Genomic DNA, 11,768 nt, shown 5'->3' on the forward strand with positions numbered 1-11,768 from the left:
GGCGAGGAGACGTTCGCCCTTTGTCTTTTCGGAACAAGGGGAGAAGCGCTACTCGAGTATCAGGGAAGAATGAACACCCGCTCCGTCACCGCCGGCGGGAGATACGGTTGGCTGCTCCGGTCACTCGAAGGCGCGGCTTGGCAGTGCCGGGAGCAATCCAGTAAATCTCGTTCCCTGCGCCCTCGACCTGGATCGATGATGTCTTGGCAAGGTCGACATTGATGCGGTTGCTGGCGCCGATAACGTGGAGGTTGGTGCAGGCACCTGTAATCGTCAGAACGTTGCTGGCGCCTTCGATCGTCGCACTTTCACCGCCGCAATCGAGCTCCGACGTCTCTCCGGCGCCCTCGAACTGCGCTTGAGCATGCGCCGGCGCGGCCGTGAACGCTGCTGCCGAAGCCAAGGTCAGAAATACGGCTGCCTGCAAGTGTCGCATCACGCTCTCCATTCGTTACGCTGCCGAAAGCTACGCACAGTCGAGCACGAGGTTCCGTGAAGCAGACGGCTCCGCGGCGGCGCATCCAAGGGGCGGCAAGATATGGCGCCTCACCAGACCTTCACCCGCTTCTCCGGCGCCAGGAACAGCGCCTGCCCCGCCTGCACCCCGAACGCGCCGTACCAGGCATCGAGGTTGCGCACCGTCTGTGCCCGGAACCGCGACGGTGCATGCACGTCGGTCGCGATCCGCGCGCGCAGCTGCTGCTCGCGGCTCTTGTCGCGCCAGCTCTGCGCGAAGGCGAGGAAGAAGCGCTGGTCGCCGCTCAGCCCGCCGATCACCGGCGCCGGCTTTCCGCCCAGCGAGGCATGATAGGCTTCATAGGCCGCGGTCAGCCCGGCGACGTCGGCGATGTTCTCGCCCAGTTCCTGCTTGCCGTTGAGGTGGAGCCCCGGCAGCGCTTCATAGGCGTCGTATTGCGCGACCAGCGCCGCGCCGGCCTGATCGAAATGCGCCAGATCCTCCTTGGTCCACCAGTTGCGCAGCCGCCCGCTCGCATCGAAGGTCGCGCCCAGATTGTCGAAGCTGTGGCTGATCTCATGCCCGATCACCGCGCCGATCGAGCCGTAATTGGCCGCCGCATCGGCCTTGGGATCGTAGAACGGCGCCTGCAGGATCGCCGCAGGGAAGTTCAGTGCGTTCTGCAGCGGCAGATTGACGGCGTTGACCGTCTGCGGCGTCATCCACCATTCGCCGCGGTTCACCGGCTTGCCGATCTTGGCGAGCTGGTGGCGATATTCGGCCAGCTGTGCGCGGCGCACATTGCCGACCGGATCGTCGGCCTTCACGTCGAGCCCGGCATAGCTCCGCCACGTTTCGGGATAGCCGATCCCGACTTGCATCGTCTCGATCTTGCGGCGCGCCTCGATCTTGGTCGCCGGGGCCATCCAGTCGAGCGCCGCGACGCGCTTGTCGAAGGCGCCGAGGATGCCCTTCACCATCGTCTGGATGTCGGCCTTGGACGAAGCCGGGAAATAATCCTTGGCGTAGAGCTGGCCCACCGCGTCGCCCAGCCAGGCGTTGAGGCTCGCGATCGCGCGCTTGTCGCGCGGGCGTGGCTTGGGCGTGCCGTTCAGCTGATGGCTGAAGAATTCGAAATGCGCCTGGTCGAACGCCGCGGGCAGCATTTCGGTGACTTCGTTGATCCGGTGGAAGGTCAGCCAGTCCTGCCAGGTCTGGATCGGCTCGCTCGCGACCAGCCTGGCGATGCCGGTGACCGCGCCGGGCTGCCAGACGATGAAGTCCTGCTGGTTGCCCAGCCCCGCGGCGTTCCAGAAGGCGTCCCAGTCGATCCCCGGCGCCTGCTTGGCGAAATCGGCCTTCTTCCACGGATTGTCCGCCTTGTGCGCATCCTGGCTGGTGACGATGTCGGCATGGGCGCGCGCGATCTTGGTCTCCAGCTCGACAATCCGCTGCGCGCGGGCGTCGGGCTCGGTGACGTTGGCCAGGCTCAGCAGCTTGCCGATATAGGCGCGATACTGGTCGCGGATCTTCGCCATTTCGGGCTTGTCGGAGACGTAGTAATCGCGGTCGGGCAGCCCGAGCCCGCCCTGGAGCAGATAGGGCACGGTCGTGTCGGGCCGGTCGAACGCCTGGGTGACGAAGATCCCGAACAAATTCTCGGTCTCGAAATTGGTCGCGTTGAGCGGGTCGACATCGGCGCGGATATTGCCCCCCAGCATCGCCGAGAGCGCCTTCCTGTCGGTGAGCCCGGCGATCGCGTCCATCTCCTCGCCCAGCGGCGCCAGCCCGCGCTGCTCGATCGCGGCAGTGTCGGTATAGGCGTTGAACCAGTCGGCGATCCGGCGCTGGTCGGTGCCCACCGCCGCATTGGCCTTGAGCGCCGCCTGGACGATCGCGGCATTGTTCGCCTCGGCCTTGTTGAACACTTCCAGGAACACGCCCGTGCTCGATCGGTCCGCCGGGATCTCAGTCTTCGCGCGCCAGCCGCCATTGGCATATTGCTCGAAATCGTCGCCCGGCTTCACCGCTTTGTCGAGCCCGGCCAGATCCACTCCGATTCCGGGCTGGGTGGCGGCGGCTTCGGTCTTGGCCGCGTCGCCGCCGGGGGTGCAGGCCGTGGTGGCGAGCAGGGCGGAGAGCAGCAGGGCGCGAGGGTTCAACATCATTCTCCGAACGCACAATGGGGTGCGGTTTGCTACTCCCGGGCGCAGCGGCGCGCCAGTCCTTCCCAACCCGGTTCGCCGCGTCTAGGGCTGGTTCCAAAGAACAAGGCCAATGAGGGAGGATGCATGAGCGCCCCGGTGCTCGACACCAAGGTCACGATCGACGGCGAGGCGTTCCGCGCCAATGCCGCGCACAATCGCGCACTGGCCGAGCGGCTGCGCGCCGATGTCGCGCGTGCGGCGCTGGGCGGCAGCGACAGCGCGCGCGACCGCCACACTGCACGCGGCAAGCTCCTCCCGCGCGAGCGGGTCGAGCGGCTGCTCGATCCCGGCGCGCCCTTCCTCGAAATCGGCCAGCTCGCCGCCAACGGCCTGTATGAAGGCGAAGTCCCCGGCGCCGGCCTCATCGCCGGGATCGGCCGCGTCTCGGGCCGGATGGTGATGATCGTGTGCAACGACGCGACCGTGAAGGGCGGAACCTATTACCCGCTCACCGTCAAGAAGCACCTCCGCGCGCAGGAAATCGCGCAGGAGAACCGCCTCCCCTGCATCTATCTGGTCGACAGCGGCGGCGCCAATTTGCCCCACCAGGCCGAGGTCTTCCCCGACCGCGACCATTTCGGCCGGATCTTCTTCAACCAGGCCACTATGTCCGCGCTCGGCATCCCGCAGATCGCCTGCGTGATGGGCAGCTGCACCGCGGGCGGCGCCTATGTCCCGGCAATGTCCGACGAAAGCATCATCGTCCGCAACCAGGGCACGATCTTCCTCGCCGGCCCGCCCCTGGTCCAGGCCGCGACCGGCGAAGTGATCTCGGCGGAGGATCTGGGCGGCGGCGACTTGCATGCGCGCAAGTCCGGCGTAGTCGATCATCTCGCCGAGAATGACGAACATGCGCTGACCATCGTCCGCGACATCGTCAGCCACTTGCCCGCCGATCGCACTCCCGACATCGCGCTGGTCGATCCGCGCCCGCCCCGGCACGATCCGCAGGAGCTCTACGGCATCGTCCCCCAGGACGTCCGCGCGCCCTATGACGTCCACGAAGTCATCGCCCGCATCGTCGACGGTTCCGAATTCCACGAGTTCAAGGCGCTCTACGGCAGCAGCCTGGTCTGCGGCTTCGCGCATATCTGGGGCATGCCTGTCGCCATCCTGGCGAACAACGGCGTGCTGTTCAGCGAGAGCGCGCAAAAGGGTGCGCATTTCATCGAGCTCGCCTGCCAGCGTCGGATCCCCTTGCTCTTCCTCCAGAACATCTCCGGCTTCATGGTCGGCGGCAAATACGAAGCCGAAGGCATTGCGAAACATGGCGCAAAGCTAGTCACCGCCGTCGCCACCGCGACCGTGCCCAAGCTCACCGTGTTGATCGGCGGCAGCTTCGGCGCGGGCAATTACGGCATGTGCGGCCGGGCCTATTCGCCGCGCTTCCTGTTCAGCTGGCCCAACAGCCGGATCAGCGTGATGGGCGGCGAACAGGCCGCCAGCGTCCTCGCCACGGTCCACCGCGACGCCGACAAATGGAGCGACCAGGAAGCCGAAGCCTTCAAGGCGCCGATCCGCGCGAAATATGAAGACGAAGGCAATCCCTGGCACGCCACTGCGCGGCTGTGGGACGACGGCATCATCGACCCCGCCCAGACCCGCGATGTGCTCGGCCTGGCACTGGCAGCCACGCTGAACGCGCCGATCACGGAGCGCCCGCAGTTCGGCGTGTTCCGGATGTGAGGGAGCACAAAGCAATACCTCCCCGGAACGGGGAGGGGGACCGCCCGGCACAGCCGGGTGGTGGAGGGGCCCGCCCCTCGCCCTTCGGCGCGCCGTCGAGAACCATTCGGATGGCCCGCCGTGAGCGCAGGTCGGGCAACGTCCCGGAGGTGGTTCTCTGGCGCGAGCTCCGCAAGCGACCGGAGGGCTTCAAGTTCAGGCGCCAGCATCCACTCGGCGCCTATTCGCTGGACTTTGCCTGCCTTGAGGCGCGTCTTTGCGTAGAGGTTGATGGCGAGCACCACGCGCGCGGAGATCGCCCCGCTGCCGATATCATCCGTGACGTGGCCGTTGCCGAACACGGCTTCGCCACGCTGCGCGTCCCCGCTCGCGAAGTGCTGTCGGATCTGTCTGCAGTAATCACCACGATCGTGACCGCCTGCCGCGATCGGGCGCCCCTCCACCCCCGGCCTGCGGCCGGCGGTCCCCCTCCCCGTTCCGGGGAGGTATTGTAAGGATGCCCATGCTCCTCGCTTTGCCGCTCGCCCTCGCCATCCCCGCCACGGCAGACACCCCCCTCCACCCGCTCACCGAGGCCGACCTCGACCGCACTCAGGAAACCGGCTGCACCTTCACCTTCAGCCGGGGCAACGCGACTCTGCTCCAGGCGATCGGCCGCGACCTCATGATCCGTACGCCGCAGGGGTTCGCGCTCTGCCGGTTCGACCAGGCGGGGCTCGACGCCTTCACCGGCGGCAAGCGCCCGCTCACCTGCGGCAACCGCGCGCTGCAGCTGCGCCAGACCGGCCGCACGCGCAGCTTCCCCGAAAGCGACGGCGCCGGCTGGCCAGCCGCGCTTCGCGTGACCAGCGGCAAGGCCAGCGTCACCCTGCGCGGCGATGCCGGCGTGGCATGCTGAGGGCCTGACGCCATGCCCCGCCCCACTCCCGGAAAGAGCCGATGACCAAGGACCGCCTGTTCCTGCTCGACAGCGACTGGGCCGATCCCGCTTATGGCGGGGATCGGCGCTTCTACTGCCAGGATTGCATGACCGTCGAAGGCCTGCTGGCCGCCTTCCCCGATCGCGCCGCCAACCTCGACATCAGCCGCGTCGCCTGGCCACGCCCGCGCGCCGCGGTGGTCGAGGTTCTTGGCGAGGCCAATCAGAACCTTCCCGCACTTGCCTGGACGCTTTCCGACGGCAGCACCGCCTTCGCAAACGACATGCCCGGCCTGCTGCGCGCGCTCCACGAACGCCACGGCTTTCCGGAGCGCCATCCATGACTTCCAAAATAGGATTTCGCATGGTTCACTCCGCCACCATGAAGCTGCTCCCCGCCCCCCTGTGCCGACCGCCATCGCGCCCTTGCGAAGTTCGCAAACCCCGCACGGACCGCAACTTCATCAACTTCACCGCGGCACCGCAGGGCCCCTGCGAAACGCTTTCGCCAGGAAATGCGCCGTTTTCAAAGTGCAACTTCCACAACTTCACATCCAACCAAAAGGTTGGTTCACGATGATCGCGTCGCTGCTGATCGCGAATCGCGGCGAGATCGCCTGCCGCATCATCCGCACCGCCCGGGCGACGGGCGTCCGCACGGTTGCCGTCTATTCGGACGCCGACGCCCAGGCGCTCCACGTTCGCCAGGCCGATGAAGCCGTGCATATCGGCCCCTCTCCGGTGCGCGAAAGCTATCTCGTCGGCGACAAGATCATCGCCGCCGCGCTGCAGACCGGCGCGCAGGCGATCCATCCCGGCTATGGCTTCCTCTCCGAAAACGCCGATTTCGCGCAGGCGGTGCGCGATGCCGGCCTGATCTGGGTCGGCCCCGATCCGGACAGCATCCGCGCGATGGGGCTCAAGGACGCCGCCAAGTCGCGGATGATCGCCGCCGGCGTTCCGGTCACCCCCGGCTATCTCGGCGAAGACCAGTCGCCCGCGCGCCTCCAGGCCGAAGCCGATGCGATCGGCTATCCCGTGCTGATCAAGGCGGTTGCCGGGGGCGGCGGCAAGGGCATGCGCCGCGTCGACGACGCCGCGGATTTCGCCGACCTTCTCGCCTCCTGCCAGCGCGAGGCCGCCTCTTCGTTCGGCGACGATCGCGTGCTGCTGGAAAAATACATCCTCAGCCCCCGCCATATCGAGGTTCAGGTGTTCGGCGACACGCATGGCAATGTCGTCCACCTGTTCGAGCGCGACTGCTCGCTCCAGCGCCGCCACCAGAAGGTGATCGAGGAAGCCCCCGCCCCCGGCATGGACCCGGCCACGCGCGAGGCGATCTGCGCCGCGGCGGTCCGCGCCGCCCAGGCGGTCGATTATGTCGGCGCCGGCACGATCGAGTTCATCGCCGACGCTTCCGAAGGGCTGCGCGCCGATCGCATCTGGTTCATGGAAATGAACACCCGGCTCCAGGTCGAGCATCCGGTGACCGAGGAGATCACCGGCCAGGATCTGGTCGAATGGCAACTCCGCGTCGCCAGCGGCGAGCCGCTGCCCAGGCGGCAGGACGAACTCGGCATCACCGGCTGGGCGATGGAAGCGCGGCTCTATGCCGAAAACCCGGCCACCGGCTTCCTGCCCAGCATCGGCCCGCTCGAGCATTTGCGGCTCCCCGAATCTGCGCGGGTAGAAACCGGCGTGGAAGAAGGCGGCGCCGTCTCGGCTTTCTACGATCCGATGATCGCCAAGATCATCGTCCATGCCGCCGACCGCATAGGCGCGATCGAAGCCTTGTGGGAAGCGACCACTGACGTAGAGGTCTGGCCGGTGCGGACCAATGCCGGGTTCCTGGCGCGGATCTGCCTGGACGAGGACTTCCAGCGCGGCGACCTCGACACGGGCCTCATCGAGCGTCGCGGCGAAGCGCTTACCGTGCCGCCCGAACCCGAAGCGGAGCATCTGCGTGAGGTGGCCTCGGCATTGGCCGCACGCCCGGCCACCGGCGTCTGGAGCGCCGCTCTGGGCTTCCGGGCCAATGCCGCGCCGCGAAGCGAGATTCGCCTGGTCGACGACACCGGCGGCGTCCACATCGTCGAAGATGCCGCACCGGACGATGGCGAAGCGCAGGAAGAAGTGGTCAGCTTCTTCCTGGGCGAGGCCCGCGGCTATCGCCTGCACCATCCACGCGGCAGCGGCGGTGCCGGTGCCGCCGCCGACGGCGCGCTGCTGGCGCCGATGCCCGGCCGGATCACTGCGGTCGAGGTCGCGTCCGGCGCCAGCGTCACCAAGGGCCAGCGCCTCGTCACGCTGGAAGCGATGAAGATGGAGCACAGCCTGGTCGCGCCGTTCGACGGCGTGGTCGCCGAGCTGAACGCCCAGGCGGGCGGGCAAGTCAGCGAAGGCACGCTGCTGGTGAAGATAGACCAGCACCCATAGCCGAAGCATCGGTTCCCCGGCGAAGGCCGGGGCCCAGGTGCGAGCGGCGGGAGGCTGGGCACGCCTTCGCCGGGAACAGGAAGGTTGCGATGACAGACCCATTACCAGCGGCAGGCCCCCTCACGATCCGCGCGGCAACCGCCGAGGACCTCCCCGCCATCCTCGCGCTCCTCGCCCAGGATACGATCCCCGACGATCGCGAGACCGATCCCGCCGATCCCCGCTACCGCGCGGCGTTCGACACGATCGACTCCGATCCCAACCAGTTGCTCGTCGCCGCCGAGCTGGACGGGCGCGTGATCGGCACGCTCCAGCTCAGCTTCCTCCCCGGTCTCTCCTTCCGCGGGGCCTGGCGCGGACAGATCGAGGCGGTGCGGATCGCCGGCGACCAGCGCGGCCGCCGTTATGGCGAGCAGCTCATCGCCTGGGCGGTCGAGCGCTGCCGCGAGCGCGACTGCTTCCTGGTGCAGCTCACCTCGTCCAACCCGCGCATCGACGCGCACCGCTTCTACGAACGGCTCGGCTGGGCAAAGAGCCATACCGGCTTCAAACTCAAACTACGGGAGGCGCAGTGATGCCCGGCCGCTTTTACGATGAATGGCAGGTCGGCGACACCGTCCACCACGATCTGCGCCGCACCGTGACCGAGACCGACAATCTCCTTTTCTCCACCCTCACGCACAACACCCAGCCGCTGCACATCGATGCCGAAGCAGCGCGCGCCTCGGAGTTCGGCCGGATCCTGGTCAACGGCACCTTCACCTTCAGCCTGATGGTCGGCATCACCGTCGGCGACACCACCGCCGGCACGCTCGTCGCCAATCTCGGTTATGATGCGCTACGCATGCCCGCGCCGGTGTTCCTCGGCGATACGCTCCATGCCGAGAGCGAAGTCGTCGAGCTGCGCCCCAGCAAGTCGCGCCCCGGCCAGGGCATCGTCACCTGGAAGCACCGGATGCTCAACCAGCGCGGCGAACTGGTCTGCGAATGCCTCCGCTCGGCGCTGCTGCGGAGCCGCCCGGCCTGAGCGGCGTTGGAGGTCCAAGGAGATATGCCATGACCGAACCCAACCGCGCCCCCCTGAACGAGACCCCTGAGCTGCGCGAGGAAACCACCGCCGCGCACCAGCTTACCGCCGACGAGCCGTTGCAGGACGGTGCGGCCGGTGGCGGCTTGGGCGGGCTGAGCGCCGCGCAAAGCGCCCCCGACGCCACCCGCGTCGCGCAGACCGCAACGCCCAGCAATCCGGCCAGCCCGGCAGTCGCAGGAGACGCCGCCTCGCTCCGCGCCCAGGAAGAGGCCAAGCACCTTTCCGCCGCCGGCGCCGCCGAGCCGAAGCCGATACCGGGCCAGTGACTCACGTCGGGGTCGCGGTCGTCGGCGGCGGTGCCGCGGGCGTCGCCGCGCTGCGCACCCTCGTCGATGCCGGCCAGGACGCGCTGCTGCTCGAGGCCAAGGACCGCCTGGGCGGCCGCGCCCACACCGTCTGGACTCATGGGGGACCGCTCGACCTCGGCGCCGGCTGGCTGCATTCTGCCGAGCACAACCCCTGGGTCGCCATCGCCGAGGCGGAGGGCTTCACCGTCGACCGTACCCTGCCCCGCTGGTACGAGCAGTGGCGCGACCTGGGCTTCTCCCCCGACGACAAGGCGGCGGCCATCGCCGCCTATGCCGCTTTCGACCGCCGCATGCGGGAAGTCTCCCCGGCCAGTGACCGCGCCGGAGATGCGCTGGAGCCGGGCTGCGCGTGGAACGGCTATCTCGACGCGATCAGCGGCTACATCAACGGCGCCGGCAGTTCGCAAGTCTCGATCGCCGACTACCTGGCCTATGACGATGCCGCGACGGCGACTGACTGGCGCGTGGCCGAAGGCTATGGCGCGCTTGTCGCCCGCCACGCCGTGGGTGGCCGTGTCGCGCTCGGTACGCCGGTGACTCGCATCGGCGCCAGCGCCAAGGTGTTGCGGATCGACACCCCGCGCGGCGCCCTGACCGCCGACGCGGCGATCGTCACCACCTCCACCAACGTCCTCGCCGCCGGAGCGATCGGCTTCGATCCGCGCTTCGACGACGTGCTGCACGCCGCCGCCTGCCTCCCGCTCGGCCTCGCCGACAAGCTTTTCCTCGCGGTGGACGGCGCCGCCGAACTCGAAGCCGACGCCCATCTCCTCGGCAACCCGCGCTCGCCCGTCACTGCCACCTATACGCTGTGCCCATTCGGCCGACCGGTGATCGAGGCGATGTTCGGTGGCGAAGGCGCACGGGCGATGGAGGCCGAGGGGCTGGGCGGCGCTGCGGCATTCGCCATCGACGAACTCTGCGCCTTGCTCGGCACCGGCTGGCGTCGCCGGCTGCGCCTCGTGGCGGGCTCCGCCTGGGGCAAGGACCCGCATATCCTGGGCGGCTACAGCCACGCCCTGCCCGGCCGCGCCACGATGCGGCAGGTGCTGGCCACCCCGGTCGACGCCCGCATCCGCTTCGCCGGAGAAGCCTGCTCCCCCACCGAATTCTCCACTGCCCACGGCGCCTACAAGACCGGAGTCGACGCCGCGCATGCACTGATCGGTTAGGGTCCGACCCCGCTCAGCCGGCCTCGTGCCGCGCGGGATTGGAGAACTCCATCTCGTCGTCGATCGAACCGAACTTCAGTGACAACAGATCGCGGGCATAGTTCTGGTGAAGCCGCCACGGCGCGCGGTTTCCCTGGCGCGGCAGCGCAGCGGCGGCGCGCTGGACATAGCCCGAGGTGAAATCGAGGAACGGCATCTCCTCGACTGCGCCGGCCACCCGCGGCGTCACCTGCCGCATCCCGCGCTTGCGCATCGCGTTGAGCAGGCGCGTGACGTACTTGGCGGTCAGGTCCGCCTTCAGCGTCCAGCTCGCATTGGTATAGCCGAACGCGATCGCCAGATTGGGTACATCGGCGAACATCATCCCCTTGTAGGTCAGGTGCCGGGCAGGCTCGAACGGCACCCCATCGATCGACACCGCCATTCCGCCGAACAGCTGGATGTTCAACCCGGTCGCACTCACCACCAGATCGGCTTCCAGCTCCCGGCCCGATGCCAGTCGGATGCCGGTGGGCGTGAACCGGTCGATCGTGTCGGTCACCACCTCGGCCTTGCCGCTGCGGATCGCCGCGAACAAGTCGCCGTCGGGCACAAGGCACAGCCGCTGGTCCCACGGATCGTAGCGCGGCGTGAAATGCGTCGCGACGTCGAAGTCGGGGCCAAGTTCGCCCTGCACCATCTCGATCAGCCGCGCCTTCGCCTTGGCCGGGTGCCGCCGCATGATGCGGTAGTAGAATTGCTGTACCGCCACGTTCTTCCACCGCGCGGCGCCGTACGCGGCGTTCGCCGGCAGCCAGCGCCGCAGCCAGTTCGCAATCCGGTCCCGTGCGGGCTGCGCGACGATGTAGGTCGGCGACCGCTGCAGCATCGTGACATGCGCCGCCTGCTTGGCGAGTTCCGGCACCAGCGTGACGGCGGTCGCCCCACTGCCGATGACCACCACCCGTTTGCCGGAATAGTCGATCCGCTCGCGCCAGAATTGCGGATGCACCACAGCGCCGCGAAACGCCTCCACCCCTGGATAAGCGGGCATATGCGCCCGCTCATAGTCGTAATAGCCGCTGCACATCAGCAGGAACGAGCAGGTCAGACGCCGCTCTTCGCCTCCTGCCGCTACGGTCAGTGCCCACTGCGCATCCGCGCTCGACCAGCTGGCATGCGTCACGCGCTGGCCAAAGCGAATGTGCCGGTCGATACCGAACTCGCGCGCCGTGTCTTCCAGATAGCGCAGGATCGACGGCCCGTCGGCGATCGCCTTGTCCCCGGTCCAGGGGCGGAAGGAAAAGCCCAGCGTGTGCATGTCGGAATCCGAACGGATGCCGGGATAGCGGAACAGGTCCCAGGTCCCGCCCAGCCGCTCGCGGCCTTCCAGGATCACATAGCTGCGCTCGGGGCTGTTCGCCTGCAGATGATAGCCCGCGCCGATGCCCGAAAGCCCGGCGCCGACCACCACCACATCAAAATGCTCAGCCATCGCACCTTCCCCCGGCAAG

At 68.0% G+C, this 11,768-nt stretch carries 12 protein-coding genes; 9 read left to right on the forward strand and 3 right to left on the reverse strand.

All coding sequences use genetic code 11. From position 1 onward, the window contains the following. Window positions 1–85: 85 nt before the first annotated feature. Both LZ586_RS04710 and LZ586_RS04715 read right to left on the reverse strand, forming a co-directional pair. Entirely contained in the window at window positions 86–448 is a 363-nt protein-coding gene (locus LZ586_RS04710; RefSeq protein WP_235078513.1) for a DUF3060 domain-containing protein, read from the reverse strand. Between the two features lie 98 nt (window positions 449–546). Then, a complete protein-coding gene (locus tag LZ586_RS04715; RefSeq protein ID WP_235078514.1) occupies window positions 547–2,625 on the reverse strand; it encodes a M13 family metallopeptidase in 2,079 nt (692 codons plus the stop codon). 123 nt (window positions 2,626–2,748) lie between these two features. Between LZ586_RS04715 and LZ586_RS04720 the strand changes: the two genes are divergently transcribed. The 9 genes from LZ586_RS04720 (at window position 2,749) to LZ586_RS04760 (ending at window position 10,275) form a co-directional block, all read left to right on the forward strand. Next, complete coding sequence (locus tag LZ586_RS04720) at window positions 2,749–4,350, forward strand: carboxyl transferase domain-containing protein (protein WP_235078515.1); 1,602 nt, start codon at window positions 2,749–2,751, stop codon at window positions 4,348–4,350. Window positions 4,351–4,460: 110 nt separating this feature from the next. Continuing rightward, window positions 4,461–4,844 carry an endonuclease domain-containing protein gene (locus LZ586_RS04725; protein ID WP_235078516.1) on the forward strand — a complete coding sequence of 128 codons (384 nt, stop codon included), beginning with the start codon at window positions 4,461–4,463 and terminating at the stop codon, window positions 4,842–4,844. An 8-nt stretch (window positions 4,845–4,852) separates the two neighbouring features. Further along, window positions 4,853–5,248 (forward strand): hypothetical protein, encoded by a 396-nt coding sequence (locus LZ586_RS04730; protein ID WP_235078517.1) that lies wholly within the window; start codon window positions 4,853–4,855, stop codon window positions 5,246–5,248. Between the two features lie 41 nt (window positions 5,249–5,289). Continuing rightward, window positions 5,290–5,613: a DUF3088 family protein gene (locus tag LZ586_RS04735; protein ID WP_235078518.1), complete on the forward strand. Its 324-nt coding sequence runs from the start codon at window positions 5,290–5,292 to the stop codon at window positions 5,611–5,613. Between the two features lie 232 nt (window positions 5,614–5,845). Then, window positions 5,846–7,705 carry an acetyl/propionyl/methylcrotonyl-CoA carboxylase subunit alpha gene (locus tag LZ586_RS04740; protein WP_235078519.1) on the forward strand — a complete coding sequence of 620 codons (1,860 nt, stop codon included), beginning with the start codon at window positions 5,846–5,848 and terminating at the stop codon, window positions 7,703–7,705. Window positions 7,706–7,794: 89 nt separating this feature from the next. Then, window positions 7,795–8,280, forward strand: coding sequence for a GNAT family N-acetyltransferase (locus LZ586_RS04745; RefSeq protein WP_235078520.1), 486 nt, complete (start codon window positions 7,795–7,797; stop codon window positions 8,278–8,280). Then, entirely contained in the window at window positions 8,280–8,732 is a 453-nt protein-coding gene (locus tag LZ586_RS04750; protein ID WP_235078521.1) for a MaoC family dehydratase, read from the forward strand. The genes LZ586_RS04745 and LZ586_RS04750 overlap by 1 nt, the downstream gene beginning before the upstream one ends. A gap of 29 nt (window positions 8,733–8,761) precedes the next feature. Next, complete coding sequence (locus tag LZ586_RS04755; RefSeq protein ID WP_235078522.1) at window positions 8,762–9,061, forward strand: hypothetical protein; 300 nt, start codon at window positions 8,762–8,764, stop codon at window positions 9,059–9,061. After that, complete coding sequence (locus LZ586_RS04760) at window positions 9,058–10,275, forward strand: flavin monoamine oxidase family protein (RefSeq protein WP_235078523.1); 1,218 nt, start codon at window positions 9,058–9,060, stop codon at window positions 10,273–10,275. Before LZ586_RS04755 ends, LZ586_RS04760 begins: the two co-directional genes overlap by 4 nt. 13 nt (window positions 10,276–10,288) lie before the next feature. Here LZ586_RS04760 and LZ586_RS04765 read toward each other — a convergent pair whose 3' ends face one another. Next, window positions 10,289–11,749, reverse strand: coding sequence for a flavin-containing monooxygenase (locus tag LZ586_RS04765; RefSeq protein WP_235078524.1), 1,461 nt, complete (start codon window positions 11,747–11,749; stop codon window positions 10,289–10,291). Between the last annotated feature and the right edge of the window lie 19 nt (window positions 11,750–11,768).

It is taken from the genome of Sphingomonas sp. S2-65 (genome assembly GCF_021513175.1).
Lineage (GTDB): Bacteria > Pseudomonadota > Alphaproteobacteria > Sphingomonadales > Sphingomonadaceae > Sphingomonas.

Bases quoted from the DNA above. Each gene is read 5' to 3' on its own strand.
- LZ586_RS04710 (WP_235078513.1), bottom strand. From the start codon at position 448: ATGGAGAGCGTGATGCGACACTTGCAGGCAGCCGTATTTCTGACCTTG.
- LZ586_RS04765 (WP_235078524.1), bottom strand. From the start codon at position 11,749: ATGGCTGAGCATTTTGATGTGGTGGTGGTCGGCGCCGGGCTTTCGGGC.
- LZ586_RS04735 (WP_235078518.1), top strand. From the start codon at position 5,290: ATGACCAAGGACCGCCTGTTCCTGCTCGACAGCGACTGGGCCGATCCC.
- LZ586_RS04740 (WP_235078519.1), top strand. From the start codon at position 5,846: ATGATCGCGTCGCTGCTGATCGCGAATCGCGGCGAGATCGCCTGCCGC.
- LZ586_RS04730 (WP_235078517.1), top strand. From the start codon at position 4,853: ATGCTCCTCGCTTTGCCGCTCGCCCTCGCCATCCCCGCCACGGCAGAC.
- LZ586_RS04720 (WP_235078515.1), top strand. From the start codon at position 2,749: ATGAGCGCCCCGGTGCTCGACACCAAGGTCACGATCGACGGCGAGGCG.
- LZ586_RS04750 (WP_235078521.1), top strand. From the start codon at position 8,280: ATGCCCGGCCGCTTTTACGATGAATGGCAGGTCGGCGACACCGTCCAC.
- LZ586_RS04755 (WP_235078522.1), top strand. From the start codon at position 8,762: ATGACCGAACCCAACCGCGCCCCCCTGAACGAGACCCCTGAGCTGCGC.
- LZ586_RS04745 (WP_235078520.1), top strand. From the start codon at position 7,795: ATGACAGACCCATTACCAGCGGCAGGCCCCCTCACGATCCGCGCGGCA.
- LZ586_RS04725 (WP_235078516.1), top strand. From the start codon at position 4,461: ATGGCCCGCCGTGAGCGCAGGTCGGGCAACGTCCCGGAGGTGGTTCTC.
- LZ586_RS04715 (WP_235078514.1), bottom strand. From the start codon at position 2,625: ATGATGTTGAACCCTCGCGCCCTGCTGCTCTCCGCCCTGCTCGCCACC.